The sequence below is a fragment of the Nocardiopsis flavescens genome (assembly GCF_900141985.1).
In the GTDB taxonomy this organism is placed as follows: Bacteria; Actinomycetota; Actinomycetes; order Streptosporangiales; family Streptosporangiaceae; genus Nocardiopsis; species Nocardiopsis flavescens.
In genome coordinates, this window is the sequence record NZ_FQZK01000003.1 from 468,191 (window position 1) to 494,235 (window position 26,045).

Below are 26,045 nucleotides of genomic sequence, written 5' to 3' on the forward strand. Positions count from 1 at the left end.
CACCGGGCGCCGCCACCACCGGAAGGCGCATCATGGCGAAGATCGTCGTCATCGGCGGAACCGGGCTGATCGGGTCCGGGATCGTCGGGAGGCTGGGCGAGCAGGGCCACGAGGCCGTCCCCGCCGCCCCGGGCACCGGGGTGAACACCCTGACCGGGGAGGGGCTGGCCGGGGCCCTGGAGGGGGCCGCGGTCGTGGTCGACGTGTCCAACTCGCCCTCCTTCGAGGAGAAGGCGGTGATGGACTTCTTCACCACCTCGACCGCCAACCTCCTGCGGGAGTCGGCGAAGGCTGGGGTGGGGCACTACGTGGCGCTGTCGATCGTGGGGACCGGGCGCTGGGAGTCCAACCCGTACTTTCGCGCGAAGGCCGCCCAGGAGTCCCTGATCGCCGGGTCGGACCTGCCGTACTCGATCGTGCACGCCACCCAGTTCTTCGAGTTCGCGCGCTCCATCGCCGACGAGGCCACGGCGGGCGGCGTCGCGCGCGTGGCGGACACGCCCATGCGGCCGATCGCCGCCGCCGACGTCTCCGCCGCCGTGGCCCGGATCGCCCTGGACGCGCCCACCGGCGGCGTCACCGAGGTCGCCGGCCCCGAGGAGATCTCCATGGAGGACCTGGTCCGGGCCCGGCTGGCGGCCGACGGCGACCCCCGCGAGGTCGTGGCGGGCAAGGAGAACCCGTACTTCGGCGCGGTCGTCGAGGAGGGCGCGCTGCTGCCCGGGGAGGGCGCGGAACTCGCCCCGACCCGGTTCGGGGACTGGCTCGCCGCGCAGACCGCGCGGTGATCCCGCCCACAGGGGCCCGGACACCGTCCGGGCCCCGGCCCGCGACATGCTTCTTCACCGCGGTGACGCTTTTCCCCCTCCGGCGGACTCCCACCTCGTCGCAGGTATCGCCTAGCGTTGGTACCGATGACCGACAACGCACCTCCCGACCTGCACGGACCGGGCACGGAGACCCCCGGGCCGGGCCGCCCCCCGACCTTCACCTCCTGGCTGCGCGAGCGCTCCGACGCGGAGCTGGCCGCCCTACTGTCCGTGCGGCCCGACCTGGGCCGCCCCCTCCCCGACGGCATCGGCGCCCTGGCCGCGCGGGCGACCTCCCGCAACACCGTCCTGCGGGCCCTGGAGGGCCAGGACGCGTTCACCCTCCAGGTCCTCGAAGCGGTCGTCGCCCTGGGTGACGACCGCCTGTCCGAGCCCGTGGGCGCCACCGCGGGGGAGCTGGCGGACGCCCTGGCGCCCGCCGCGTCCGCGGACGGCGGCGAGGCGCGGCGCGGCGCCGTCGCGGACGCCCTCCAGGGCCTGCTGCGCTCGGCGCTGGTCTGGTCCGACCGGGACCGGCTGCGCCCCGTGCAGGTGCTGCGCGACCTGCTGCCCGCCCCGGCCCGGCTGGGGCCGCCCGCCCGGGTGCTGCTGGCCGCACTGCCGCACGGCCGCCTCAAGCGGCTGGCGGCGGACCTGGCCCCCGACTCCCCCGCGCCCGCGCCGGTCGAGGCGCTGGCCCGCCTGCTGTCCGACCCCGCCGGACTCGGCGCGCTGCTGGAGCAGGTCGGGGAGCACGCCCACCGCCTGCTGGACGGGATGGCCTGGGGCCCGCCGCACGGCACCGTCGCCGACGCCCGCCGCGACGTCGGGGTGGCCGACGCCGGCTCGCCGGTGGAGGAGCTGCTGGCCCGCGCCCTGCTGCTGCCCAGCGGGGACGACACGCTCACCCTGCCCCGCGAGGTGGGCCTGCACCTGCGCGCGGGGGCGCTGTTCCGCGAGACCGCCACCGCCCCGCCGGGGTTCGCGGGCACCGCCCGCGACGCCGGGGGCGTGGACGGGTTCGCGGCCGGGCAGGCGTTCACGGTGCTGCGCGCCGTGGAGGAGCTGCTGGAGTCCTGGTCCGGGGAGCCCGCAGCCGTCCTGCGCAACGGCGGGCTGGGCGTGCGGGACCTGCGCCGCGCCGCCGCGGCCATGGAGACCGACGAGGCCACCGCGGCGCTGTACGTGGAGGTGGCCCACGCCGCCGGGCTGCTGGGCGCCGACGACCGGGTCGAGGGCGAGTGGCTGCCCACCCGCGAGTACGACCTGTGGCGGGAGAGCCCCCCGGAACGGCGCTGGCTGCGGCTGGCACAGGCCTGGCTGGACACCGACCGGGTGCCCTCGCTGAGCGGTTCCCGGGACTCCGGCGGCCGGGTGCGCAACGTGCTCGGCCCCGGCCTGGTCCGCCCGGCGGCGCCCCAGGCCCGCCGCGACGTGCTCGCCGAGCTCGCCACCGCCGACCCCGGGTTCTCGCCCGTCCCGGAGTCGCTGTCGGCCCGGCTCTCCTGGCGGCGTCCGCGCCGCCGCTCACCCGTGTACACCGAGCTGGTGGACAACGCCGTCGCGGAGGCCGCGCTGCTCGGGTTCACCGGCCGGGGGGCGCTGGCCGGGCACGTCCGGCCGCTGCTGGAGGGCGACCCCGAGGCCGCCGCCGCGCTGCTCGCCGGGCACCTGCCCCGGCCGCTGGACCACGTCCTGGTGCAGGGCGACCTCACCGCCGTCGCCCCGGGCCCGCTCGTGGCCGAGCTGGCCCGGGAGCTGGCGCTCATCGCGGACGTGGAGTCCACCGGCGGCGCGACCGTGTACCGGTTCACCGAGGACTCGGTGCGCCGCGGCCTGGACGCCGGGCGCGGCATCGCCGACATCCTGACGCTGCTGGAGCGCCACTCGCGCACCCCGCTGCCGCAGGCGCTGCGGTACCTGGTGTCCGACGTGGGCCGCCGGCACGGACGGCTGCGCGCCGGCGCCGCCTCCTCCTACCTGCGCTGCGACGAGCCCGCCCTGCTGGACGAGGTGATGGGGGACCGGCGGACCGAGGCCCTGGGGCTGGTGCGGCTGGCGCCGACCGTGGTGGCCGCCGCGGTGGGCCGGGCGTCGCTGGTGGACGGGCTGCGCAGGCTCGGCCACCACCCCGTCGCGGAGGGCGGGGACGGGGTCATGCGGCTCTCCCGTCCCGAGGCGCGCCGCGCCGAGCCCGTGGAGGTGCCGCCCGAGCCGCCGACCGTCGTCCCCACCGCCGAGCGGGTGCGCGAGATCGTCCGGGCCGTGCGCGCCGGGGACGAGGCCGCCACCGCGACCCGGCACCCGGTCCCGCTGCCCGAGGACGGGCCGCCCGGCTCCCGGGCGGCGGCGGTGCTGGCGGCGCTGGCCCGCGCCGCGGAGGCGGGGCGGCGCATGTGGATCGGCTACACCGACACCGACGGCCGCCAGGCCGGCCGGATCATCGGGCCCTCGGCGGCCGACGGCGGGTTCGTCACCGCCCACGACGAGACCCGGGGGGCGGTGCAGCGCTTCGCGGTCCACCGGATCACCGCCCTGGCCGAACTGGAGGAGGACGATCGGACCGCCACGCCGTAGGGTGGTACGCGGTTGCCAGTCGGCCCTCGGACAACGAGAGACACCCCCATGAGCGATGCGACCCTGCCCCCCGGAGCCTCGTCCCCCCGTGAGCACGGGCGCGACGACGGGCGCGGCGGTGAGCGCGGCGGCTCGGCGGACCCCGCCCCGGCGCGCGGGGAGGGGGACGCGCCGGCGCCCGCCTCCGGAGCGGCGAACAGCTCCACGATGGCGCTGATCCTGCACGCCTTCACGCTGCTGTGCTGCGGCAACTGGATCTTCGGCGTCGCGGGCATCGTGTTCGCGATCCGGGCCGCGCACGCCCGCGACCGCGGGCAGCCCGGCCGCGCGGAGGTGCTCACCCGCTACTCCTGGTACTGCCTGGGGGCGGCCGGGGTGATGCTCTTCGTCATGCTGGTGCTGACGTTCGTGGTGTTCACCCAGGCGGGGTCGTGGATCCAGGGCATCGTGCCGGTGACCAACTACTGATCCGCCGCGGGCGGGGAACCCGTGCCGGGCCGCCGGCGTCCCCTTCCGCGGGGGCGGGTACACCAAGGGTGCGCGGGGGCGGGTACACCAAGGGTGCGCGGGGGCCGCGTGCCCGCCGGGGGAAGGGGAGCACATGCAGAGGGGATCCGGGAGCCCCAGGGACTTCTGGGAGCGCGAGCAGGGCTCCGCCCTGCGCTCGGTCGCCCCCGCTCCCGGGCGGACCGCCCCCGCCCGGGGTGCCCCCGCCCCGTCGCGCGGGCGTCCGCCGCAGTCCGTCACGCCCGCCGCCCCGGCCGCCGCCCCGGTCCCGGCCGGCCCGCCCGCGCGGGTGGGCGGAACGGTCGCCGCCCTGGTCGTGGCGGTGCTCACCCTGCTGCCCCCGCTGCTGGGCGCCTACCTCGGGGTGTGGTTCGTCCTCCTGGGCTGCAACGTTCCCGGGATCGTGCTCGGCGTCATCGCACTGTCCAAGGTCCCCGACGCGGACGAGGTCGAGCGGTACCTGCGGTACACATGGGCGTGCAACCTGGCCTACGCCGCGCTGTGCGTCCCCGTGGTGCTCATCGTCCTGTTCGTGCTCGCGATGGCCCTGGTGCTCGGCTACTGAGCCCCGGCACGGCCCGCTCCCCCACCGAAGGAACCGCTGTGAACGACAACCCGTACGACCCCTACAAGGACGCGACCGGCGGCTACTCCGCGCCCGGCTCCGGCCCCTACGGCCCGTACTCCCACGACTCCTACTCCTACGGCCCGCCGCCCGGCGGGGTCCCCCCGTTCCAGGCGCCCCCGGGCAGACCCGAGCACGAGGGCCGGGCCATCACCGCGCTGATCCTGTCCTGCGTCCAGCTGATCCTGTGCTGCGGCGTCACCGCGGTCCCCGGCATCGTGTTCGGCGCCCTGGCCATCGGGGAGAAGTACGACCTCGAACGAGGTCGACGCATGACCAAGAACGCCTGGCTCTCGGTGTGGATCAACTTCGGGATCATCGGCTTCGTCATCGCGGCCTACATCGTGTTCATCGCGTTCGCGATCATCTCCTCGGCCTGACCCGGGCATGATCGGGGCCCGCGGTGCGTTGCACCTGGGGCCGCCCCCGCCGACGGAAGGTTCCGCGTGTCCTGCCTGATCGTCCAGTCCGACAAGACCCTCCTGCTGGAGGTCGACCACGAGCTGGCCGGCGAGTGCCGCCGCGCCGTCGCGCCCTTCGCCGAGCTGGAGCGGGCGCCCGAGCACGTGCACACCTACCGGATCACCCCGCTGGCGCTGTGGAACGCCCGCGCCGCGGGGCACGACGCCGAGCAGGTCGTGGACGTCCTCCTGCGCTTCTCCAAGTTCCCCGTGCCGCACTCGCTGCTGGTGGACATCGCCGAGACGATGGACCGGTACGGGCGGCTGCGGCTGGAGGGCGACCCGGCGCACGGCCTGGTGCTGCGCTCCTCCGACCGGGCGGTGCTGGAGGAGGTCGTCCGGTCCAAGCGGCTCCGGGGGATGCTGGGCGAGCGGCTGGGCGGGGACTCCGTCGCGGTGCACCCCAGTGAGCGCGGCAACCTCAAGCAGGCGCTGCTGAAGATCGGCTGGCCCGCCGAGGACGTGGCCGGGTACGTCGACGGCGAGGCGCACCGGATCGACCTGGTCCAGGACGGCTGGGAGCTGCGCGACTACCAGCGGGCCGCCGCCGAGGGCTTCCACGCGGGCGGCTCGGGCGTGGTGGTCCTGCCCTGCGGGGCGGGCAAGACCGTGGTGGGCGCCGCCGCGATGGCGATGACCGGCGCGACCACGCTCATCCTGGTCACCAACACCGTGTCGGTGCACCAGTGGAAGACCGAGCTGCTGCGGCGGACCACGCTCACCGAGGAGGAGATCGGGGAGTACTCGGGCACCCGCAAGGAGATCCGCCCGGTCACCATCGCCACCTACCAGGTGATGGCCGCCAAGCGGAAGGGCGTGTACACGCACCTGGAGCTGTTCGACGCCCGCGACTGGGGCCTGGTGGTCTACGACGAGGTCCACCTGCTGCCCGCGCCGATCTTCCGGATGACCGCCGACCTCCAGGCCCGGCGGCGACTGGGTCTGACCGCGACGCTGGTGCGCGAGGACGGCCGCGAGGGCGACGTGTTCTCGCTCATCGGCCCCAAGCGGTACGACGCCCCGTGGAAGGACATGGAGAACCAGGGGTGGATCGCCCCGGCGGACTGCGTCGAGGTGCGGGTGGACCTGTCGGAGTCCGAGCGGCTGGCGTACGCCACGTCCGAGCCGGAGGACCGCTACCGGTTCTGCGCCTCCTCCGAGGCCAAGACCGCGGTGGTGCGGGAGCTGGTGGAGCGCCACTCCGAGGGGCAGGTGCTCGTCATCGGCTCCTACATCGACCAGCTGGACGAGCTGGGCGAGGCGCTGGGCGCACCGGTGATCAAGGGCGAGACCCGCACCAGGGAGCGCGAGCGGCTGTTCGACGCGTTCCGCGAGGGGGAGCTGCGCGTCCTGGTGGTGTCCAAGGTCGCCAACTTCTCGATCGACCTGCCCGAGGCGGGCGTGGCGATCCAGGTGTCGGGATCGTTCGGCTCCCGGCAGGAGGAGGCCCAGCGGCTGGGCCGGGTGCTGCGCCCCAAGGCGGACGGCCGGGCGGCGCGGTTCTACGCGGTGATCGCCCGCGACACCCTGGACCAGGACTACGCGGCGCACCGGCAGCGGTTCCTGGCCGAGCAGGGGTACGCCTACCGCATCGCCGACGCCGCCGACGTCCTGTCCGGCGACGAGGTCTGAGGGTCAGAACGAGGGAAGCGCGCCGATGACGTAGGTCCCGGCGGCGATGGCCCATGCCGTGAGGGAGTAGGCCAGGGTCCGGGTGCGCAGCAGGCGGTCGTCACGTACCCCCGGGGCCGCGAAGGCGGCGACCAGCAGGGCGAGGCCGAGGAGCGCGGGGATCGCGGAGGCCAGCGAGAAGAGCTGGGTCTGGGCGGCGCAGGCGGTGTAGCCGGAGGTGCCGGGATCACCACAGAACACGTCGTACCCCGATCGGATCGTTCGGTGCGGGCGGGACAACCCGACCGTACCGTTTCGGCGGAGGCGGCCGGTCGGCCGATGCCGACCGTATCCGGGGCGGGGCGTTTTCGTGATCCACGACACCCGCCCCTCTTTACACGAAGCCGGTTCGTGTCCAATCATGGGCGGGACGGCGCGCCCCCCGGCTCCCCTCGGAGGTCCTCCCATGTCCGAACGCACCGGTTTCCACTCCCTGCGCGGCGGCGGCCTGAACTGGGACTCGCTGCCCCTGAAGCTGTTCGTCAAGGGCAACGCGAGGTTCTGGGACCCGGCCGGCGTCGACCTGGGCAGGGACGCCGAGGACTGGAAGGCCCTCGGCGGGGCCGCGCGCGAGCGCGTCCTGCGGCTGTGCGCGTTCTTCGCCGCGGGCGAGGAGGCCGTCACCGAGGACCTCCAGCCGTTCCTGCGCGCCATGGCCGCCGAGGGGCGGCTCGGCGACGGGATGTACCTGGCGCAGTTCGCGTTCGAGGAGGCCAAGCACGTCCAGGCGTTCCGGCTGTGGCTGGACGCCGTGGGCGTGCAGGAGGACCTGCACTCCTACGTGGAGGACAACCCGGGCTACCGGGCGCTGTTCTACGACGAGCTGCCTTCCTCGCTGGAGGCGCTGCTGGAGGACCCCTGCCCGCGCAACCAGGTGCGGGCCTCGGTCACCTACAACCACATCGTGGAGGGCTCCCTGGCGCTCACCGGGTACTACGCCTGGAACCACATCTGCACCGTGCGCGACATCTTCCCCGGGATGCGGGAGATCGTGCGCCGGATCGGCGACGACGAGCGCCGCCACATGGCGTGGGGGACCTTCACCTGCCGGCGGCACGTGGCCGCCGACGACGCCAACTGGGCGGTGGTGGGCGAGCGGCTGGAGGAGCTGCTGCCGCACGTGGTGAGCACCGTCGAGCACGGGGAGGGCGCCTCCGGCACCGCCTCCGGGGCCGCGGGGTACGAGCCGCCCCCGGGGGAGCTGCTGCGCTACGCCACCGACCGGGCGCTGCGCCGCCTGGGCGCCATCGAGTCGGCGCGCGGCGTGCCCGTGGCGCGGATCGACCTGGACGCCTCCCCCGAGCACCTGGAGGAGCGGTTCGGCGAGGAGGACCGGGCGGCGATGGCGCGCCTGTGAGCGCGGGAGCGGCCCGTCCCGGCTACCCGAACGACACCTCCTCCGGATGCCACAGCTCACGGCGGCCGCGCCAGGCCTCCAACGCGACCCGCCCGAACGGCTCCACCCGCCAGTCGCCCCCGGGGTCCAGGTGGTTGGCGTAGAGGACCTCGCCGTCGCGGGACAGGACGTAGAGGGAGTCGACCAGCCGGTGCGTCTCCAGGAACTCGACCGTGTTGGGGACGCCCTGGTAGAAGCGGTCGTGCAGGTGTTCGCGCATCCAGCGGCCGAACCCCTGGTGCTCCCGGGAGCGGCGGTGGCGGTCCACGACCGCGAACCGGCTGGCGGAGGCGTGCACGGCCAGGAAGGCGGCCTCCACGCGGTAGCCCGCCTCGCGAAAGCCCCCCGTCCAGGCGGCGGCCCAGTCGGCCCGCCCCAGCGGGTGGCTGCACAGCACGTCCGCCCGGCAGGCGCGGACGTGCTCCAGGGCGGGGGTGTGCAGCACCCCCACCTGCTCGGCGACCGTCCGCGAGGCGGTGCGGTCGTCGCGGCCCATCAGGCGCTCGTAGTCCGGGGACAGCCGCATCAGGTCGTCGCCGTCGTAGCTCACCGTGCCCTCGGGCAGGACGGGCAGGAGCAGCCGCTGGAGGGTGGACTTGCCCGAGCCCGGCTGGCCGCCGAACAGCAGCACCCGGGGGTGCTCGCGGGCGGTCCCGGTGAGCCGGTCGCGCAGTCCCAGGTCGAAGAGGTCGGCGGCCTCGGCCGCCGAGAGCGGGGGCGGCGTCTCGCCCCGGTCGGGTGCCGGGCGCGAGCGCAGCCCGGCCAGGAGCCGCACGAGGTCGCCGTCGGCGCGCTCGACCTCGTCCGGGGTGAGGAAGGGCAGGCGGGCCTCCGCCGCCAGCAGCTCCGCGGCGCGGTCGCGCAGGCCCCGGGCCGTGCAGGCGCCGATGGCGGCACTGAAGAGGTTGTAGGCGCGCTCCAGGGCCAGGCGCCGCTCCCCGGTCTGGGGCGGGAAGCCGCCGGTGCGGCTCTGGGCCAGGAGGGGCCCGGCGGCGGGGCCGGGTGCCGCGACCGGGGCGGCCGCCCCGGGTTCGAGCGCCTCCGGGGAGGGGTCGGTGTCCGTCGCCATGCCGTCACCCTTCCGGGGGCCGTGGCCGGCCCCGCGTTCGCTCACACCGGGTGATGCTAGTGCGTCCGCACGGGATCGGGTGGCGGTTCCGGCGGCCGGTACCGGACAGGGCGCGGGTCCGCGTGCCCGGAGGGCTCCCGGAAGGCGCCGGGAGCCCCCCGGGGGACCGCGCGGACCGGGCGGCGGGGGGTGTCCGCCCGGCCCGCGGGCTCAGGCCGCCGAGCAGGTCACCTCGGGCACCGCGGCGGAGCCCGAGTGGGATCCGGTGAACCCGAACCCGGCGGTGGCGCCCTGGGCGAGGGCGCCGCCCCACTCCGGGTGCAGCGCGGTGACCGCACCCCCGGAGGAGGTCACCCTGGCGTTCCACGCCTGGGTGACGGCCTGGCCGTCGGCGAACTCCCACTCGACCCGCCAGCCGTTCAGCGGGGCGTGCGCGGTGACGGTGACGGTCGCCTGGAAGCCGGTGCCCCACTCGTTGTCGATCCGGTACTCCGCGGTGCAGTCGCCGTCCGCGGGCTCTTCCGGCGGGCCGCCCGGTGCGTTGACCGCCATCTCGTGGGCCAGGTGGGGGACGAACGACCCGGCGGGCCCGGCGCAGCCGTCGGCCTCGCCGGGGAGCTTGACCCACAGGAACGCGTCGACGGCGGAGTCGCCGGTGTCCGTCGTGCTCGGGGTGCCCAGAGCCCGGCCCGGCGGGTCGCACCACTCGTCGTCGGGGGAGGGTCCGTTGCCGTTGCGGCTGGTGTCGACCACCGCGCCCAGGCCGGGGACCCCGGTGGCGGCGATGACGGCCTTGGCGAAGGCGACCTCGTCGGCGGTGTGCCGGTAGTTGGAGGTGTTGGTGGAGACGCCGTCCGCGCTTCCCGCGATGTCGGCGCCGTTGAGCAGCTCGGCGGCCCGGGTCGGGCTGAGCCAGTCCGAGTGTCCGATGTCGAAGTAGACGCGGGCCTGGGAGGACCCCGCCTTGAGCGCCTTGCCGGCGTAGGCCATGGAGTCCAGCAGCGCCTGCGTGTCCCCGGGCTCGCTGCACCCGCTGACCAGCGGCAGGGCGTCGGGCTCCACGATGATGTACGCGGGCCGGCCGTCGAGTCCGGCGGCGAGCTCGTCCACCCACGCGCGGTAGGCCTCGTGGGAGGGGGCGCCGCCACCGCTGTGGTTGCCGCAGTCGCGGCCCGGGATGTTGTAGACGACCATGATGGGCACCTGCCCGGCCGCGTCGGCGGCGCCGAGCAGCGCGTCCACGTCCGCGCGGACGGTCTCGGGGTCGTGCCGGGTGAACCAGGTCCCCTGGGCGACGGAGGCGATGCGCTCCTCGATGAGGGCGGCCCGGGGGTCGGAGGGGTTCTCCGCCACCCAGCGGGAGGCGGAGGTGTCGGGGTTGACGTAGAAGCCGGTGTCGGCGGCGGCCGGTGCCGCGGTGAGGGTGACCGCGGCGGCGGCCAGCAGCGCCGCGGATCCGGCGGCGGCGCCGAGCGCCGCGCGCAGGCGGGATGTGCGGGACATGTGTGTACCTCGGACGGTTCGTGCTTGGATGGTCCCCACCATCTGGGAGCGCTCCCAGTCCGCAGGTACCGTAACCCGACGCCACCGCGCCCGCACAGGGGGTCCGGGGCGGCGTTTCCCAATGGTTACCTTCTCCCCCGGCGCCGCCCGGGCCGCGCCTCCCCCGCCGCGCGGCCGGGCCCGGGCGCGCGGAGCGCTCCCGCCCCGCTCCCCCTAACCTGGAGTCCATGTCCGCCTCCACCACCCCGCCCGCCGTCATCGACGCCCTGGCCTGGGTCCACGTCCGCGACGGCCGGGTCCTGTGCGTCCGCTCCCGCGGGCGCGACGTCCTCTACTCCCCCGGCGGCAAGCGCGAGCCCGGGGAGACCGACGAGCAGACCGTGGCCCGCGAAGCCCTCGAAGAGGTCGGCGTCACCCTCGTCCCCGGCACCTTCCGCCTCGTCACCGTCGTCGACGAGGTCGCCCACGACCAGGCTCCCGGCACGCGGGTGCGGATGGCCTGCTACGCCGCCGACCACGAGGGCGAGCCGCGCCCCAGCGCCGAGGTCTCCGAGATCGCCTGGGTCGGCCACGCCGACCGGGGGCGCTGCGCTCCCGCCACCCAGCGCCTCATAGAACTCCTGCACACCACCGGAGAGGTGGTCTGAGCAGGGGGTTCCCCACCGGAAAACCAGTGGCCCCGGACGCTCGCCCCCGCTTACAGTCCGTGTGTGCGCGACCTTCCCCAGCCCCCGGGCGACCCCGACCACCGCTCCGCCGACCGCTACCTGCTCTGGATGGCGCGGAAGGAGTGGCGCGCCCTGCTGTGGGCCGGGGTCCTCGCCAGCGGGTACACCGCCGGCACCGTGCTGCTGTCCGCGGTCATCGGCGCGGCCCTGGACTCCGGGCTCGACACGCGCTCGGTGCTGTCCTGGGCCGGAGTGCTGTCCGCGGTCATCGCGGTCGCCGTGGTCTTCATCCCGCTCGCGCACCGCGCCGAGTGCTTCACCTGGTACGCCTCCGCCTACCGCACCGTGCAGGTCGTCTGCTCCCGGGCCGCCGACCTGGGCCCCACCCTGACCCGGCGGCTGCCCTCCGGCGAGGTCATCGCCGTGGGCACCGAGGACATCGAGCGGATCGGGGACTTCTGGGAGCGGTTCGCGATGATCCTGGCCTCCCTGGTGTCCATGGCGGTGGTGGCCGCCCTCATGCTCACGTCGCACGTGGTCTTCGGGCTGATCGTGCTGGCCGCCGTACCGGTGATCATGCTCGGCATCGCCCCGGTGCTGCGCCCCCTGGCCAGGCGCCAGGAGCACCAGCGCTCCCGCAAGGCCGAGCTCACCACCCGGGCCTGCGACCTGGTCGCGGGGCTGCGGGTGCTGCGCGGCGTGGGCGGGGAGCGCACCGTGGGCGACCGCTACCGGGACGAGTCCCAGCGGGTGCGCGCCGCCGGGGTGCGGGTGGGCTGGCTGGACGCCGCCCTCCAGGCCCTGCGCGAGCTGTACCCGGGGCTGCTGCTGGTGGGCATCGTCTGGTACGGCGCGCGGCTGGCCCTGGACGGGGAGCTGACCGTGGGGCAGCTGGTGGCGTTCTACGGGTTCACGACCAACCTGGCCGTGTCCGTGCGCCACCTGATGACGGGCGTGTCCCTGTACATCTCCGCGCGGGTCGCCGCCGGGCGGGTGTCCCGGGTGCTGGCCCTGGCCCACGACCACCCCGACCCCGAGACGCCCGCCGAGCCGCCGACCGGCCCCTGCGGACTGTACGACCCGGCCAGCGGGGTGCGCGTCCCGGCCGGGCTGCTGACCGGCGTGGTGTGCGCCGACCCGGCGGACGCCACCGGGATCTCCGCCCGGCTGGGCCGCTACGCCGAGGGCGGGCACCTGGTGGAGGAGGCCACCGGCCGCTCGGTCCCGCTGTCCGACCTGCCGCTGCGCGCGGTGCGCGAACGCGTCCTGGTCGCCGCCAACGACGCCCACCTGTTCTCGGGGCCGCTGCGCGAGGAGCTGTCGCCCGACGGCGGCCTGTCGGAGGAGCGGCTGGCCGCGGTGGTGCGGGTGGCCGCGGCCGAGGACGTCGTCCGCCGGTCCCCGTCCGGTTGGGACGCGCTGCTCACCGAGCGGGGCCGCGAGTACTCCGGCGGCCAGCAGCAGCGGCTGCGGCTGGCCCGGGCGCTGGCCCACGACCCCGACGTCCTGGTGCTGGTGGAGCCCGCGTCCGCCGTGGACGCCCACTCCGAGGCGGCCATCGCCGCCCGGCTGGCGGACGAGCGGTCCGGGCGCACGACGGTGCTGGTGACCACCAGCCCGCTGCTGCTGGACCGCACCGACCACGTGCGGTTCGTCCGCGGCGGCCGGGTCGCCGCTGAGGGCGCCCACCACGACCTGCTGGCCGCCGAACCCGGGTACGCCGCCACCGTGCTGCGCACGACCGTGCTGGAGGAACAGCCGTGACCGCCACCGACGAGCGCCGGGGCCTGCTCCCGGTCGCCCCGCCCCCGATGGTGTGGGCCCGGCTCTCCCTCCTGCTGCGCGGCCACGGCCGCGTCCTGGCCGCGGTGGTCGGCCTGTACGGGCTGGCGGCCCTGGCCGCGCTCGCCCCGCCGTGGATGCTCGGGCGGATCGTCGACGCGGTGCGCGCGTCGGCCGCCCCTGAGCGGATCGACCTCATGGCGCTCCTGGTCGTGGGCGCGCTGCTCTGCCACGCGGTGCTCACCCTGGTGTCGGTGGCGCTGTCCATCCGGTTCGGCGAGGCGGTCCTGGCCGAGCTGCGCGAGAACTTCGTGCGGGCCGTGCTGCGGCTGCCGCTGGGCACCGTGGAGCGCGCGGGCAGCGGCGACCTGATGGCGCGCACCGGGCGCGACGTCGGCCACCTCAGCCACACCGTCCGCCACTCCCTGCCCGTGATGGTGGTGAGCGGGGTGACGGTGGTGGTCATCTTCGGCGCGCTGACCGTGCTGCACCCGGTGCTGCTGCTCGCCTGGCTGCCGTCCGCGGCGGTGATCTGGCTGTCCACCCGCTGGTACGCCCGGCGCGCCCCGGCCGGGTACCTGCGGGAGCTGGACACCTACTCCGAGCTGACCCAGGGAGTGACCGACACGGTGGAGGGGGCGCACACCCTGGAGGCCCTGGGCCGCCAGGACCGCCAGCGGGTGCGCACCGACGGGCGGATCCACAGCGCCTACCTGGCCGAGCGGTACACGCTGTGGCTGCGCACCGTGTGGTACCCGACGCTGGAGTTCTCGTACCTGGTGCCGACGGCCGCCACGTTCGTGGCCGCGGCGTACCTGCACGCCCAGGGGGAGCTGACGGTCGGGCAGATCGCCACGGCGGTGTTCCTGGCCGTGCAGGTGGTGCGGCCGGTCGACCTCCTCATCGACCAGGTGGACAGCCTGATGATGGGGTTCACCAGCCTGCGCCGCCTGATCGGCGTGGAGCTGGCCGAGGAGCCGGCCGCGGACGACGCGTCCGGCGGGCGGGGGGAGCCGGGCGCCGTCGAGATCTCGGGGCTGCGCTTCGGCTACACCGGAACCGAGGTCCTGCACGGGGTCGACCTGACGCTGGAGCCGGGCGAGAGGCTGGCCGTGGTGGGTCCCAGCGGGGCGGGCAAGTCCACGCTGGGCAAGCTCATCGCGGGCGTCCACACGCCGACCTCCGGGACCGTCCGGGTGGGCGGGCGGGACCTGACCGGGCTCTCCCCGCGGGCCCGCCGGGAGAAGGCGATCCTGCTCAGCCAGGAGAGCCACGTGTTCCGCGGGACCGTCGCCGAGAACCTGGCGCTGGCCCTGGACCGCGAGGAGGCGGACCGCGACGCCCTGTGGGAGGCGCTGGCCGCGGTGGACGCCGACTCCTGGGTGCGGGCGCTGCCCGAGGGCCTGGACACCAGGATCGGGTCGGGGCACCTCTCCCTGGACCCGGCGCACGTGCAGCAGCTGGCCCTGGCCCGCGTGGTGCTCGCCGACCCCGGGGTGCTGGTGCTGGACGAGGCGACCTCGCTCATGGACCCGGGTTCGGCCCGCCACCTGGAGCGCTCGCTGGCCGGCGTGCTGGCGGGCCGCACGGTGGTGGCGATCGCCCACCGCCTGCACACCGCCCACGACGCCGACCGCGTCGCGGTGGTCGAGGACGGCCTCGTCCGGGAGCTGGGCTCCCACGACGAACTCCTCGCGGCGGGGGGCTCCTACGCCGCCCTCTGGCACGCCTGGCACGGCACCCCCTGACCCGCGCCGCGGGGCGGCGGCCGGGCCGGGCGGCCTCCTCGCCGAAGCCCTCCGGTGCGGGCCGGGCGTCCCCTCCCCGCCGATCTCGCCGGGAGGGGCGCGCCGCCCCCGCCGGTGCCGCGGTCAGGACCTCGGGAGCACACGGAGCGGCGCGGCACACCGGAAACACACCGGACCCCACGCTCAGCACCGAAAACACACGCCGCGTAGGTCGGCAGAAGTTCACCGGGCCACGCGGGCCGGCAGGAGCACACCCGCACCACACGGGCCATCAGAAACACCCCGGACCACACACGGCACCGAGAACACACCGGTCCGCACAGGCCGACGGGAGCGCGCGAGACCGGGCGGAACACCGGAAGCACACGGAACGGCGCGGCACACCGGAAACACGGGATCACACAGGCCGACACGAGCACGTCCGACCACACAGGCCACCGGAAACACCCCGGGCCGCGCGCGGCACCGAGAACACACCGGTCCGCACAGGCCGACGGGAGCGCGCGAGACCGGGCGGAACACCGGAAGCGCACGGGGCCGACAGGGCCCCGGGAACGCGGAACCGGGCGGCCCCGAGGGGACCGCCCGGTCGTCGCGGGCTGAGGTCGCGTATCCGGACCTCCGACGCCGTGGACTAGAAGTCCATGCCGCCCATGCCACCGGTCGGGTCGGCCGCGGGGGCCGCCTTCTCCGGCTTCTCGGCGATGACGGCCTCGGTCGTCAGGAACAGACCGGCGATGGAGGCCGCGTTCTGCAGAGCGGAACGGGTGACCTTGGTCGGGTCGATGACGCCGTCCTTGAACAGGTCGGTGTACTCGCCGGTGGCGGCGTTGAGGCCGAACCCGGGCTCCAGGTTGCGGACCTTGTCCGCCACGACGCCGCCCTCGAGGCCGGCGTTGACGGCGATCTGCTTCAGCGGCTCGGCGATGGCGCGGCGAACGATGTCGGCACCGATGGCCTCGTCGCCGTCCAGCTCCAGCTTCTCGAACGCGGGCACGCTGGCCTGCAGCAGCGCGACACCACCGCCGGGGAGGATGCCCTCCTCGACCGCGGCCTTGGCGTTGCGGACGGCGTCCTCGATGCGGTGCTTGCGCTCCTTGAGCTCCACCTCGGTGGCGGCACCGGCCTTGATGACCGCGACGCCGCCGGCCAGGCGGGCGAGGCGCTCCTGGAGCTTCTCGCGGTCGTAGTCGGAGTCGGTGCGCTCGATCTCGTTGCGGATCTCGTTGACGCGACCGGCGATGGCGGTGGCGTCGCCGGCACCGTCGACGATGGTGGTCTCGTCCTTGGTGACGACGATCTTGCGGGCGCGGCCGAGCATGTCCAGCTCGGTGCTCTCCAGCTTGAGGCCGACCTCCTCGGTGATGACCTGGCCGCCGGTCAGCACGGCGATGTCGCCGAGCTGGGCCTTGCGGCGGTCACCGAAGCCCGGGGCCTTGACGGCGACGGACTTGAAGGTGCCGCGGATCTTGTTGACCACCAGGGTCTGGAGGGCGCCCTGCTCGACGTCCTCCGCGATGACGACCAGCGGACGGCCGGCCTGGAGCACCTTCTCCACGATGGGGAGGAACTCGTTGTTGTTGGAGATCTTGGAGTTGGCGATGAGGATGTACGGGTCCTCGAGGACCGTCTCCATGCGCTCCAGGTCGGTGGCGAAGTAGGGCGAGATGTAGCCCTTGTCGAAGCGCATGCCCTCGGCGAGCTCCAGCTCGAGCCCGAAGGTCTGCCCCTCCTCGACGGTGATGACGCCTTCCTTGCCGACCTTGTCCATCGCCTCGGCGATGGTCTCGCCGATCTGGGTGTCGCCGGCGGAGATGGAGGCGGTGGAGGCGATCTGCTCCTTGGTCTCGATCTCCTTGGAGAGGTTGCCCAGCTCGTCGCTGATGCGGGCGACGGCGGCCTCGATGCCCCGCTTGAGGCTGATCGGGTTGGCGCCGGCGGCGACGTTGCGCAGGCCCTCGCGCACGAGCGCCTGGGCCAGGACGGTGGCGGTGGTGGTGCCGTCACCCGCGACGTCGTCGGTCTTCTTCGCGACCTCCTTGACGAGCTCGGCCCCGATCTTCTCCCACGGGTCCTCGAGCTCGATCTCCTTGGCGATGGAGACACCATCGTTGGTGATGGTGGGGGCGCCCCACTTCTTCTCCAGGACGACGTTGCGGCCCTTGGGGCCGAGCGTGACCTTGACGGCGTCCGCAAGCTGGTTCATGCCGCGCTCGAGGCCGCGACGGGCCTCCTCGTCGAACGCGATCAGTTTGGCTGCCATTGAGTTCTTGTCCTCCCGTGACCGGGCTGATACGCGATGGGACGAGGCGTGCGCCCGCGACGGACGACCGCGGACACACCGGCGACCCTGTTGCCGGCGGCCGCGGTCTCGCAGCCTCGATCCGGTTTAGCACTCAGCCTGGGCGAGTGCTAACCCGATCCCTTTTTAGCACTCGCCCCGGGAGAGTGCAAACGATGCGGTCACGATTCCACCCCCTCTTCAAGCCGCGTTCACCTGCACAAACACCCCGCAGGGCGGTCTTTTCCGCTGGCGGCGGACGAGGTCAGGCGGAGATCCTGCGCATCGCGCGCGAGCCCAGGAGCAGGACCAGCAGGGTGGCCGCGACGGCGACCGCCCAGCCCAGGGCCACGACCGCGTTCCACTCCCCGGCGAACAGCGCGCGCTCCGCGTCCACCACGTAGGCGACGGGGTTGATCCGGGAGAGGCCGTACAGCCAGCCCGGCGCCAGCTCCATCGGCAGCAGCACGCCCGACAGCAGCATCAGCGGCATGACGGCGGTCTGGACGATGGGCGCGAAGACGAAGGTCCGCCGGACCCTGAGGGCCACCAGGTACGACACCGAGGACACGCCGGTCCCCAGCACGACCAGCAGGAGCAGGCCGACGACGAGCCCGGCCACCGGGACGCGGAACCCGAACGGCAGCACCAGCACGACGATGAGCACCGCCTGCGCCGTCATCACGGCGACGTCGCCCAGCACCCGTCCCAGCAGGAGCGCCACCCGGCTCACCGGGCTGGCCGTCAGCCGCTCGTGCGCGCCGGAGGCCAGCTCGGGCAGCAGCCCGAACCCGGCGAAGCCGGCGGTGAACAGGGCGAGCATCACCAGGAGCCCGGGCACGAACCACTGCCAGGGGTTCTCGCCCTCGGCCCCGGCCAAGCCGGAGAGCAGCGGCGCGAACAGCACCAGGTACAGGACCGGCTGGAGCATGCCGAACAGGAGCAGGGCGGGGCGGTGCAGCAGCGGCCGCATCTGCCGGGCGAAAACGATCCCGGTGTCCCGGAGCGGGGACGGCCGGGGGACGCCGGCCTCGGCGGCGGCGGTGGGGGCGGCGGTTTCGGTGGTCACGGGTTCTCCTCCCGCAGGCTGCGGCCGGTGAGGGCCAGGAAGACGTCGTCGAGGGTGGGGCGCTGCACCCGCACCGTGGTCGGGGCGACCCCGGAGGCGTCCAGCGCGCGCAGCAGCTCGGGCAGGACGGCGTCGCCGCGCTCGACCCGCAGCCGCACCCCGGGCTCGCGGCCGGAGACGGCCTCGACCCCGTCGGCGGCGGGCAGCCTCCCGGCGATCTCGGCGCCGGTGGCCGCGGACCCGCCGTCGGCGACGGTGAAGGAGACGAGGTCGCCGGAGACCCCGGCCTTGAGCTCGTCGGCGGTGCCGTCGGCGATGACCCGGCCGTGGTCGATGACCAGGACCCGCCCGGCGGCCCCGTCGGCCTCCTCCAGGTAGTGGGTGGTGAGCACGATGGTCGTGCCGGACTTCTCCCGCAGGCGGGCGATGTGCTCCCACAGGTTGGCCCGGCTGTGCGGGTCCAGGCCGGTGGAGGGCTCGTCCAGGAACAGCAGCGGCGGGCGGTGGATGAGCCCCATGGCGATGTCGAGGCGGCGCCGCTGCCCGCCGGAGAGCCGGGTGACCTCGCGGTCGGCGGCGCCCGACAGCTCCAGCACGTCGAGCAGTTCGGCGGTGCGCGCCCGGGCCGTGGCCCGGCCCAGGCCGTAGAGCAGGCCCTGGGTGTACAGCTCCTCCCCCGCCCGCTGGTCCTCGCCCGCGCCGTGGCCCTGGCCGACGAACCCGATGCGGCGGCGCACCCGGGCCGGCTCGGCGCGCACGTCGCGCCCGGCGACCACGGCGGTGCCTGAGGTGGGTTCGAGCAGGGTGGTGAGCATCCTCAGGGTGGTGGACTTGCCCGCGCCGTTGGGGCCGAGCAGGGCGACGAGCTCGCCCTCGGCGACGTCGATGTCGACGCCCCGGACCGCTTCGACGGTCTCCTTGCCGACGCGGAAGTGCTTGGTGAGATCCCGGGTCCGGATCATCCGCGACTCCTTATTCAAAGTTGAATAAGAAGGAGTCTGCCGCACCGGCGTCCCGTATTCAAGTTTTAATACGGACACCCGGCGGCGCCCGGCCCGCGGCGCGGGGCTACCCCCTCGGCACCCGCTCCGGCGGCAGGCCGAAGGCCCGCGGGTCGTCGTCGGCCATGGTGTAGCGCCCCTCGCGGAGTTCGCGGATGAGCCCGCGGGTCCACTCGATGCCCGCCGCCACCGTCAGCCGCTGCAGCTGGAACAGGGGGCGCACGTGTGCCGGCTTGTCCCACTCCGCGGGGTCGCGCCGGGACGTCTCCAGCGCCTCGGCCGCGTACTCCTCCAGCACGGCGAGCCGCTCCTCGAACAGTTCGATCACCCTGGCGCGCGGCAGCGAGGTCATCAGGGTGACCCCGGCGCACAGCAGCGCGTGGTCGTCGCCCGCGTGGGCGAGCGCCTTGCGCAGCAGCCGGTGGAGCTCGGTCACGCCCTCCTCGGTGATCTCGTAGGAGGTCCGCTCCACCGGCCCGTCGTCCTCGGCGGCGACCTCCCGCAGCCTGCCCTCGGCCGTGAGCTTGCGCAGCGTGTGGTAGATGGAACCCCACTTGACGTTGGCCCAGTCCGAGGCGCCCCAGTCCATCAGCTCGCGACCGACCCGATACCCGTGGGCGCGTCCCGACATGCGCACCACACCCAGGACCAACAACCGCGTCGCCGACATCGCCGCCTCATCCGGAGCACCCCGGGGACCGCCCCCGGTGGGACTCCAGGTTACGACCGGTCCCGGGGACCGCCCCGACGCCTCACAGGTCCTGGAAGTACCGGACGACGGGCAGCGGGGTGAGCCCGGCCTTCTCGTAGGTGCGGCGTGCGCCCGCGTGCGCCTCGTCCCCCCCGGTCTCGATGACGGCCATGCCCATGCCCTGGGCGCGGATCCAGTCCACCGCGTGCCGGGCGAGGGCCTCGCCCGCGCCGACCCGCTGGTGGGCCGGGTGCACGGCCAGCAGGGTGACCTCGCCGGAGTCGTCCTTGGGCCGGACCACCACGGCGTAGAACCCGGCGACCTCCCCGTTGCGGACCGCCACCCGCACGGTGGTGTCCGCGTCGTCGAGGGCACCGCCGACCTCCGCGTGCTGGCTCATCCGCCAGTCGGGGATCATCCGGTCGTAGATGCGCGCGCCGAGTACCCGCCGCAGCGAGTCGTGCACCGGCTCCCATGCCAGCAGCGACAGCTCCAGCACCGCCTCGCGGTCGCCGTCCCGGAAATCCCTGATCTCGATGCCCATAGCGGCACCGTACCGACCGGCTCCCCGGCCCGACAGGGGTTTTCCCGCGGCGACCGGGCGACGCGGGTCACGGCCCGCCGAACGGGTCCGCACCCGGAACCGCCGGCCGCTCCCGCCCCGTCTGCGGGGCCTCGCACGCGGGCCCGCACCGGGCGGTGCGGCCCCGCCCCCTGGCGGAACCGCGCCCGCCCTGCTCACCCGGGCACGCGCCCCGAAGTCCGCCCGAGGGCCTCGCACCTGGGCGCGTACCCCGCCTCCGGCACGCCCCGCAGCGCGACCCCGCCCGGGAACACCGTCCCGCCCCCGCACCCCCGACCGCGCCCGGGAACGAGGGCGGCCCCGCGTCCGAGGGGACGCGGGGCCGGGGAGCCGCCCGGCCTTGTGGGCCGCGGCGGTGTACGGGGTCCGGCGCCCGGGGCGCCGGAGGGGCCGGGGCTCAGCAGCCGCCCGCGACCGCGGGGATGATCGAGATCTGCGCGCCGTCGGCGATCTCGGTCTCCAGGCCCTTCGCGAAGCGCACGTCCTCGTCGCCGACGTAGACGTTGACGAACCGGCGGACCCTGCCGCCGTCGTCGAGGATGCGGGCCCGGATGCCCGGGTGGTTGGCCTCCAGGTCGTCGATGACCTCGGCGAGGGTGCTCCCCTGCGCGGTCACCTGGGCGGCGTCGTCGGTGTAGGTGCGCAGGATGGTGGGCACGCGAACGCTGGCGCTCATGGCGTCCTTCTTCTCTGTGTGGGTCGTGGGATGAAGGCCCCGGGGCGCGGCGGCGCCCCGGGGGCGGGGTCAGGCCAGCCCGGCCTCGGTGAACGCCTTCAGCGACGGGGCGATGGTGGCCGTCACCCCGGCACTGACCGCGTTCAGGGTCTTGAGCCCGTCGCCGGTGTTGAGGACGACGGTCTCGGCCCCGGGGTCGAGCCGGCCCTCGCGGACCAGCTTGCGCAGCACGCCGGTGGTGACGCCGCCCGCGGTCTCGGCGAAGATGCCCTCGGTGCGGGCCAGCAGCGAGATCGCCTCGACCACCTCGTCGTCGCCCACGTGCTCCACCGATCCGCCGGTGCGGCGGGCGATGTCGAGGACGTAGGGGCCGTCGGCCGGGTTGCCGATGGCCAGCGACTTGGCGATGGTGTCGGGCTTGACCGGCTGGATGACGTCGTGGCCCTTCTCCCAGGCCTGCGCGACCGGGGAGCAGCCGGTGGCCTGCGCGCCGAAGATCTTGTACGGCCGGTCCTCCACCAGGCCCAGCTCGACCAGCTCCTGGAAGCCCTTGTCGATCTTGGTGAGCTGGGAGCCGGAGGCGATGGGCACGACGATCTGCTCGGGCAGCCGCCAGCCGAGCTGCTCGGCGATCTCGTAGGCCAGCGTCTTGGAGCCCTCGCCGTAGTAGGGGCGCAGGTTGACGTTGACGAAGCCCCAGCCCTCGCCCGCCTCGTCGCCGATGAGCTCGGAGCAGAAGCGGTTGACGTCGTCGTAGTTGCCGTCGATGGCCACGACCCGGCCGCCGTAGACGGCGGCCATGACCACCTTGGCCTCCTCCAGGCCCGCGGGGATGAACACGCAGGACCCGAACCCGGCCCGGGCGGCGGCGGCTCCGACGGCGCCGGCCAGGTTGCCGGTGGAGGAGCAGGACAGGGTGGTGAACCCGAAGTTGCGGGCGGCCTCGACGGCGATGGCCACCACCCGGTCCTTGAAGGAGTGGGTGGGGTTGCCGGAGTCGTCCTTGACGTGCAGGGAGGCCAGGCCCAGTTCGGCGGCGAGGCGGTCGGCCCTGACCAGGGGGGTGAGGCCGGGGTTCATGTTGGGGAGTTCGGCGACGTTGTCCGGGACCGGGAGCAGGTGCCGGTAGCGCCAGATGTTGGCGGGGCCGCTCTCGATGTCGGCACGGGTGACGGTGCCGAAGTCGTAGGCCACTTCCAGCGGGCCGAAACAGAACTCGCAGGCGAACCGGGGGGCGAGGTCGTAGCGCTCACCGCACTCGCGACAGGACAGCGCTGCTGCGGGTCCGAAGGCGCGGACGGCGGTGGGTTCGGTGGCGGTCATCGCCATGGCGAGGCGTCTCCCCTCATCTTCCCTGGCGGACACCTTGTCCCCAGGCCGGAGTTGGCACCTGTCCCGGCCGCCTCGCGTGTGCGCGAGCGATGTACGCCGAGATGGTTGCCGGGGCTTCGCAGGGCCGGTCCCTCCACCCCTCTGGATGAGCAATATGAAATTGTCGAGCGTTGTGTCGGTTCCTTCCGGATCCGGCATGGTCACTGTAACGGACGGGTCGGGCCGTTTTCCACGGGGCGTGATCCGGGTAACACGAACCGACTCACATGGTGAGACGGCGCAGGTCCGGGGGTGACGCGTGCACGTGCCGTGTTTCCGGGGGGTGACATCGCACGCCGGGGGCCGGAGGTCGGGTTTGGGGCGGGTGCCCACCGGCGAGACCTAGGGTGCGCCCTCCGCCGTCCGCCGCCCGCCTTTCGCGCACCGGGCGGTGTGCCGGACCCGGGGGCCGTTTCCGTATTCTTCGCCCGACCCGTCAGACCCGCGGAACCGCGCGCCCGAGAGGACGAGACCACGTGGACAAGGCACAGATCCTCATCGCCTCCAACCGGGGGCCGGTGTCCTTCTCGACCGCGCCGGACGGTGCGCTGGAGCACCGGCGCGGCGGCGGGGGCCTGGTGTCGGGGATGATCTCGGTGGCCACCGAGGTCGACGGCATCTGGGTGTGCGCCGCCCTGTCGGACGCGGACCGCGAGGCCGCCGCCCGCGCCCCGGGCGCGCGGCTGGACCTGGAGTACGACCTGGACGGCATGCGCGTCCACATGCTCGACATCCCGGAGGAGACGTTCCAGGGGGCGTACACGGGGGTCGCCAACTCGACGCTGTGGTTCCTCCAGCACATGATGTACGACACCCCGAACAAGCCCTCGTTCGGCTCGGAGTTCCGGCGCCGGTGGGAGGACTACACCGCCTACAACAACGCCTTCGCCGAGGCGCTGGTGGCGGGGGCGGCCGACGGCGCCCGGGTGGCCGTGCAGGACTACCACCTGGCGCTGGTGCCGCGCATCCTGCGGTCCCGCCGCCCCGACCTGCGCATCGCACACTTCTCGCACACCCCGTGGGCGCCCCCGGAGTACCTCCGTCTGCTGCCCGACGACATCGCGCGGGAGCTGCTGTCGGGCATGCTCGGCGCCGACCGGCTGGGCTTCCTCAGCCCGCGGTGGGCGGACGCGTTCCTGCGCTGCTGCGCGGAGATCCTGGGCGCGGACGTGGACTTCTCCCGCCGGACCGTGGAGCACGGCGGCCGGGTGGTCGGGGTGGGCGTGCACGCCCTGGGCGCCGACGAGGCCGAGCTGCGCGCGAGCGCCGCCGACCCGCGGGTGGCGGCCCGCCGGGAGACCCTGGAGGAACTGGTCGGGGACACCCGGCTGATCGTGCGCGTGGACCGGACCGAGCTGTCCAAGAACATCGTGCGGGGCCTGGAGGCGTACCGGGAGCTGCTGCTCGCGCACCCGGAGTGGCGCGGCCGGGTGACCCACCTGGCGTTCGCCTACCCGAGCCGCGGCGACGTGCCCGAGTACCGCGAGTACACGGACCGGGTGCTGCGGGTGGCCAAGGAGATCAACGAGGAGTTCGCGACGTCCGGGTGGACGCCGCTGGTCCTGGAGGTCAACGACGACTACCCGCGCTCGCTGGCCTCGTTCCAGCTGGCCGACGTGCTGCTGGTGAACCCGATCCGGGACGGCATGAACCTGGTGGCCAAGGAGGGCCCGGTGCTGTCGGAGCGGGACTCCGTGCTGGTGCTGTCGCGCGAGGCCGGGGCCGCCGACGAGCTGGGCCGGCACGCGCTGACGGTCAACCCCTACGACACCGTGGAGACGGCGCGGGCGCTGCACCGGGCGCTGTCGATGCCCGCGGACGAGCGGCGGCAGCGGCGGGAGCGGCTGGTGGAGGCGGCGGTGGCGCTTGCGCCCCGGCGGTGGTTCCAGGACCAGCTGCGCTCCCTGGGCTGACCGGCGCCCGGAGCGCCCCTTCCGAGGGGGCGGCGGTGGTTCCGGCACCGGCCGCGCTCCCCGGACCGGCCGGGGCCCGGCCGCCCGCCCCGGCGAGCCCCCTCGCCCGGGGGAGGCTTCTCCCCCCGTCGGGGGAGGCCGGCCGCCGCGGTGCGGGCGAGACTCGTGCCATGGACTTCCCGGACGCGACCTCCCGCCCTTCCTCCACCGCCGTCCCCGCCCCGCGACCGCCCTCGGGCGGCGGGGTCCGCGGCTCCGCCGGGCCCGGCCCCGTTCGGGGGCCGGCCCGCACCGCCCGGTGGGCGGTGGCGGCGGCGCTGTGGTCGCTGTTCTACGTCGCGTCCAAGGTGGCGTACGCACTGGACGGGCGGCTCGGGGTGACCGGCGGCCCCCGGGTGGCGGCCGACTCCTACGCCGCCTACGGCCCCGGGGAGGTGGCCGCCGCCCAGTGGGCCAACGCCGGGGTCGGGCTGGGTGCGGCGCTGCTGTTCGCGCTGTGCGCCCTGCCGAGCGCCCGCCGGGTACCCCGTCGGCTGTCGCTACCGCTCCTGGGCGGGGTGGCGGCCGTGGTGCTGGCGGGCGCGGTCGGCATGGTGGTGCGGGATCTGTCCGCCGGTTCGGGCGGAACGTTCTTCGGTCTGTACTGCCTGGTGTGGGGCGTCCTGGCGACGGGTGTGACGGTGGGTCTGGCCCGGCGCCGCCCCTGAGCGGTGTGCCGGTCAGGCCTCGGGCGCGGGTGCCCCGGCCTCGGCGAGCAGCTCGCGCACCACCGCGGACTTGGCCTCGGAGTAGTCCTGGATCTTCTCCCAGGTGCGCTCGGACAGCTCGCGCTTGACCGCCACGTAGCGCTCGCGGGCGCCGGCGTCGGCGATGAGGTGGTCGCGGAACATCCGCATCCGCTCGACCTCCGGGCAGCCCTCGCTGAAGACGTGCAGGTTGAGGTTGACGTCGGGGCCCTTGAACACGCGGTGCTCGTACCAGGCGGGCTCGCGGATCACCAGCATGTAGCCGACGGAGTAGAGGTCGGGGAGGTAGGCGCCCTCATCGGCGGAGTCGGCGACGACCAGCAGCAGGTCGACGCAGGGTTTGGCGGGCAGGCCCGGGACCGCGGTGGAGCCCACGTGCTCGAAGAGCAGGACACGGTCGCCGAGGGCCGCGCGGACCCGCTCGGCCTCGCGGACGAACAGGTACGGCCACTTGGGGTCGTAGTCGGAGATGTGGACGCGGCCGTTGACGAGGTTGCGGTGCTCGGGGGAGGGATCCATCCGCAATTCCCCGCGGGAGGGCAGCGGTGACGCTTCGAGGGGAGACATTCCACAAAGGTTTCTCCGTTCACCCTCCTGAGTCAAGAGTATACGGCGTCGCTTACATATGCACGTGTATTCGTCACACCACTAACAGCCGAATCGCCACGGAGAGCAACGCGCCGGACACTCTTGGGCAGAATATCTCCCTCTTTTTCTTCGGCTTCTCCCTTTCCCGCGTATCTTTCCTTCCGAAACCCCCTCCCCCGCCGCGCAGACCACAGAGGACAGGCATCACAGCAGGTCAGATCAGCAAGAGCACCCCGGCGGCCCCGGCCGTACGCGCCGGGGGCCGCGGCCCGGGACAGGTGTTCGAGGAAACGGCCTTCGTCCGCGCCCC

The 26,045-nt window shown here is 74.4% G+C and carries 23 protein-coding genes and 1 riboswitch; of the genes, 12 read left to right on the plus strand and 11 right to left on the minus strand.

Features of this window, described 5'->3' with window-relative positions:
- Positions 1–32 precede the first annotated feature (32 nt).
- The 6 genes from BUE45_RS08735 (at position 33) to BUE45_RS08760 (ending at position 6,611) form a co-directional block, all read left to right on the plus strand.
- Positions 33–788 carry an SDR family oxidoreductase gene (locus BUE45_RS08735; RefSeq protein ID WP_073377280.1) on the plus strand — a complete coding sequence of 252 codons (756 nt, stop codon included), beginning with the start codon at positions 33–35 and terminating at the stop codon, positions 786–788.
- Between the two features lie 126 nt (positions 789–914).
- Positions 915–3,386: a helicase-associated domain-containing protein gene (locus BUE45_RS08740; RefSeq protein WP_073377282.1), complete on the plus strand. Its 2,472-nt coding sequence runs from the start codon at positions 915–917 to the stop codon at positions 3,384–3,386.
- A gap of 48 nt (positions 3,387–3,434) precedes the next feature.
- Positions 3,435–3,854: a hypothetical protein gene (locus BUE45_RS08745; RefSeq protein ID WP_073377284.1), complete on the plus strand. Its 420-nt coding sequence runs from the start codon at positions 3,435–3,437 to the stop codon at positions 3,852–3,854.
- A 133-nt stretch (positions 3,855–3,987) separates the two neighbouring features.
- Positions 3,988–4,458, plus strand: a complete 471-nt coding sequence (locus BUE45_RS34005; protein ID WP_342746016.1) for a hypothetical protein — start codon at positions 3,988–3,990, stop codon at positions 4,456–4,458.
- 38 nt (positions 4,459–4,496) lie between these two features.
- The gene (locus BUE45_RS08755; protein WP_073377287.1) at positions 4,497–4,898 is read left to right on the plus strand and encodes a hypothetical protein; all 402 of its coding nucleotides are present in this window, start codon (positions 4,497–4,499) and stop codon (positions 4,896–4,898) included.
- A 66-nt stretch (positions 4,899–4,964) separates the two neighbouring features.
- Positions 4,965–6,611: a DNA repair helicase XPB gene (locus BUE45_RS08760; protein ID WP_073377289.1), complete on the plus strand. Its 1,647-nt coding sequence runs from the start codon at positions 4,965–4,967 to the stop codon at positions 6,609–6,611.
- A 3-nt stretch (positions 6,612–6,614) separates the two neighbouring features.
- On the opposite strand, the gene BUE45_RS08765 is transcribed toward BUE45_RS08760, so the two are convergent.
- Entirely contained in the window at positions 6,615–6,851 is a 237-nt protein-coding gene (locus BUE45_RS08765; RefSeq protein ID WP_073377292.1) for a hypothetical protein, read from the minus strand.
- Positions 6,852–7,056: 205 nt separating this feature from the next.
- Here BUE45_RS08765 and BUE45_RS08770 point away from each other — a divergent pair, with 205 nt between their 5' ends.
- Positions 7,057–8,007, plus strand: coding sequence for a R2-like ligand-binding oxidase (locus BUE45_RS08770; RefSeq protein WP_143173297.1), 951 nt, complete (start codon positions 7,057–7,059; stop codon positions 8,005–8,007).
- 22 nt (positions 8,008–8,029) lie between these two features.
- Here BUE45_RS08770 and BUE45_RS08775 read toward each other — a convergent pair whose 3' ends face one another.
- Both BUE45_RS08775 and BUE45_RS08780 read right to left on the minus strand, forming a co-directional pair.
- Positions 8,030–9,115: a zeta toxin family protein gene (locus tag BUE45_RS08775; protein WP_073377296.1), complete on the minus strand. Its 1,086-nt coding sequence runs from the start codon at positions 9,113–9,115 to the stop codon at positions 8,030–8,032.
- A 210-nt stretch (positions 9,116–9,325) separates the two neighbouring features.
- The gene (locus BUE45_RS08780; RefSeq protein WP_073377298.1) at positions 9,326–10,618 is read right to left on the minus strand and encodes a glycoside hydrolase family 6 protein; all 1,293 of its coding nucleotides are present in this window, start codon (positions 10,616–10,618) and stop codon (positions 9,326–9,328) included.
- 227 nt (positions 10,619–10,845) lie between these two features.
- On the opposite strand from BUE45_RS08780, the gene BUE45_RS08785 reads away from it, so the two are divergent.
- From BUE45_RS08785 to BUE45_RS08795, 3 genes are all read left to right on the plus strand, one after another.
- Positions 10,846–11,265 carry an NUDIX hydrolase gene (locus BUE45_RS08785; RefSeq protein WP_073377300.1) on the plus strand — a complete coding sequence of 140 codons (420 nt, stop codon included), beginning with the start codon at positions 10,846–10,848 and terminating at the stop codon, positions 11,263–11,265.
- 63 nt (positions 11,266–11,328) lie between these two features.
- Positions 11,329–13,050, plus strand: coding sequence for an ABC transporter transmembrane domain-containing protein (locus BUE45_RS08790; protein ID WP_073377302.1), 1,722 nt, complete (start codon positions 11,329–11,331; stop codon positions 13,048–13,050).
- Positions 13,051–13,097: 47 nt separating this feature from the next.
- On the plus strand, positions 13,098–14,816 hold the full coding sequence (locus BUE45_RS08795) for an ABC transporter ATP-binding protein (RefSeq protein WP_084737068.1): 1,719 nt from the start codon (positions 13,098–13,100) through the stop codon (positions 14,814–14,816).
- A 634-nt stretch (positions 14,817–15,450) separates the two neighbouring features.
- On the opposite strand, the gene groL is transcribed toward BUE45_RS08795, so the two are convergent.
- The 7 genes from groL to thrC all read right to left on the minus strand — a co-directional run bounded on the left by groL (position 15,451) and on the right by thrC (position 22,446).
- Complete coding sequence (gene groL, locus BUE45_RS08800; RefSeq protein WP_073377306.1) at positions 15,451–17,079, minus strand: chaperonin GroEL; 1,629 nt, start codon at positions 17,077–17,079, stop codon at positions 15,451–15,453.
- Positions 17,080–17,362: 283 nt separating this feature from the next.
- A complete protein-coding gene (locus BUE45_RS08805) occupies positions 17,363–18,166 on the minus strand; it encodes an ABC transporter permease (RefSeq protein ID WP_073377308.1) in 804 nt (267 codons plus the stop codon).
- Positions 18,163–19,128 carry an ATP-binding cassette domain-containing protein gene (locus BUE45_RS08810; RefSeq protein WP_073377310.1) on the minus strand — a complete coding sequence of 322 codons (966 nt, stop codon included), beginning with the start codon at positions 19,126–19,128 and terminating at the stop codon, positions 18,163–18,165. Before BUE45_RS08810 ends, BUE45_RS08805 begins: the two co-directional genes overlap by 4 nt.
- Positions 19,129–19,234: 106 nt before the next feature.
- Entirely contained in the window at positions 19,235–19,837 is a 603-nt protein-coding gene (locus BUE45_RS08815; protein WP_073377312.1) for a PadR family transcriptional regulator, read from the minus strand.
- Positions 19,838–19,919: 82 nt separating this feature from the next.
- On the minus strand, positions 19,920–20,402 hold the full coding sequence (locus BUE45_RS08820) for a GNAT family N-acetyltransferase (protein WP_073377314.1): 483 nt from the start codon (positions 20,400–20,402) through the stop codon (positions 19,920–19,922).
- Positions 20,403–20,838: 436 nt separating this feature from the next.
- Complete coding sequence (locus BUE45_RS08825) at positions 20,839–21,117, minus strand: ubiquitin-like small modifier protein 1 (RefSeq protein ID WP_073377316.1); 279 nt, start codon at positions 21,115–21,117, stop codon at positions 20,839–20,841.
- Between the two features lie 69 nt (positions 21,118–21,186).
- Positions 21,187–22,446: a threonine synthase gene (gene thrC / locus BUE45_RS08830; protein ID WP_073377318.1), complete on the minus strand. Its 1,260-nt coding sequence runs from the start codon at positions 22,444–22,446 to the stop codon at positions 21,187–21,189.
- Between the two features lie 13 nt (positions 22,447–22,459).
- Positions 22,460–22,601: riboswitch (SAM riboswitch) on the minus strand.
- A 363-nt stretch (positions 22,602–22,964) separates the two neighbouring features.
- On the opposite strand from thrC, the gene BUE45_RS08835 reads away from it, so the two are divergent.
- Both BUE45_RS08835 and BUE45_RS08840 read left to right on the plus strand, forming a co-directional pair.
- The gene (locus BUE45_RS08835) at positions 22,965–24,401 is read left to right on the plus strand and encodes an alpha,alpha-trehalose-phosphate synthase (UDP-forming) (protein WP_073377320.1); all 1,437 of its coding nucleotides are present in this window, start codon (positions 22,965–22,967) and stop codon (positions 24,399–24,401) included.
- Positions 24,402–24,571: 170 nt separating this feature from the next.
- On the plus strand, positions 24,572–25,108 hold the full coding sequence (locus tag BUE45_RS08840; protein WP_073377322.1) for a hypothetical protein: 537 nt from the start codon (positions 24,572–24,574) through the stop codon (positions 25,106–25,108).
- A gap of 12 nt (positions 25,109–25,120) precedes the next feature.
- Here the strand turns inward: BUE45_RS08840 and BUE45_RS08845 are convergent, their stop codons facing one another.
- Positions 25,121–25,714: a GrpB family protein gene (locus tag BUE45_RS08845; RefSeq protein ID WP_073377324.1), complete on the minus strand. Its 594-nt coding sequence runs from the start codon at positions 25,712–25,714 to the stop codon at positions 25,121–25,123.
- Positions 25,715–26,045: the final 331 nt, after the last annotated feature.

Excerpts from the sequence above, each read along its gene's own strand:
- BUE45_RS08735 (WP_073377280.1), top strand. The coding sequence starts at position 33 with ATGGCGAAGATCGTCGTCATCGGCGGAACCGGGCTGATCGGGTCCGGG.
- BUE45_RS08740 (WP_073377282.1), top strand. The coding sequence starts at position 915 with ATGACCGACAACGCACCTCCCGACCTGCACGGACCGGGCACGGAGACC.
- BUE45_RS08745 (WP_073377284.1), top strand. The coding sequence starts at position 3,435 with ATGAGCGATGCGACCCTGCCCCCCGGAGCCTCGTCCCCCCGTGAGCAC.
- BUE45_RS34005 (WP_342746016.1), top strand. The coding sequence starts at position 3,988 with ATGCAGAGGGGATCCGGGAGCCCCAGGGACTTCTGGGAGCGCGAGCAG.
- BUE45_RS08770 (WP_143173297.1), top strand. The coding sequence starts at position 7,057 with ATGTCCGAACGCACCGGTTTCCACTCCCTGCGCGGCGGCGGCCTGAAC.
- BUE45_RS08775 (WP_073377296.1), bottom strand. The coding sequence starts at position 9,115 with ATGGCGACGGACACCGACCCCTCCCCGGAGGCGCTCGAACCCGGGGCG.
- BUE45_RS08780 (WP_073377298.1), bottom strand. The coding sequence starts at position 10,618 with ATGTCCCGCACATCCCGCCTGCGCGCGGCGCTCGGCGCCGCCGCCGGA.
- BUE45_RS08785 (WP_073377300.1), top strand. The coding sequence starts at position 10,846 with ATGTCCGCCTCCACCACCCCGCCCGCCGTCATCGACGCCCTGGCCTGG.
- BUE45_RS08795 (WP_084737068.1), top strand. The coding sequence starts at position 13,098 with ATGGTGTGGGCCCGGCTCTCCCTCCTGCTGCGCGGCCACGGCCGCGTC.
- groL (WP_073377306.1), bottom strand. The coding sequence starts at position 17,079 with ATGGCAGCCAAACTGATCGCGTTCGACGAGGAGGCCCGTCGCGGCCTC.
- BUE45_RS08810 (WP_073377310.1), bottom strand. The coding sequence starts at position 19,128 with ATGATCCGGACCCGGGATCTCACCAAGCACTTCCGCGTCGGCAAGGAG.
- BUE45_RS08815 (WP_073377312.1), bottom strand. The coding sequence starts at position 19,837 with ATGTCGGCGACGCGGTTGTTGGTCCTGGGTGTGGTGCGCATGTCGGGA.
- BUE45_RS08820 (WP_073377314.1), bottom strand. The coding sequence starts at position 20,402 with ATGGGCATCGAGATCAGGGATTTCCGGGACGGCGACCGCGAGGCGGTG.
- BUE45_RS08825 (WP_073377316.1), bottom strand. The coding sequence starts at position 21,117 with ATGAGCGCCAGCGTTCGCGTGCCCACCATCCTGCGCACCTACACCGAC.
- thrC (WP_073377318.1), bottom strand. The coding sequence starts at position 22,446 with ATGGCGATGACCGCCACCGAACCCACCGCCGTCCGCGCCTTCGGACCC.
- BUE45_RS08840 (WP_073377322.1), top strand. The coding sequence starts at position 24,572 with ATGGACTTCCCGGACGCGACCTCCCGCCCTTCCTCCACCGCCGTCCCC.
- BUE45_RS08845 (WP_073377324.1), bottom strand. The coding sequence starts at position 25,714 with ATGTCTCCCCTCGAAGCGTCACCGCTGCCCTCCCGCGGGGAATTGCGG.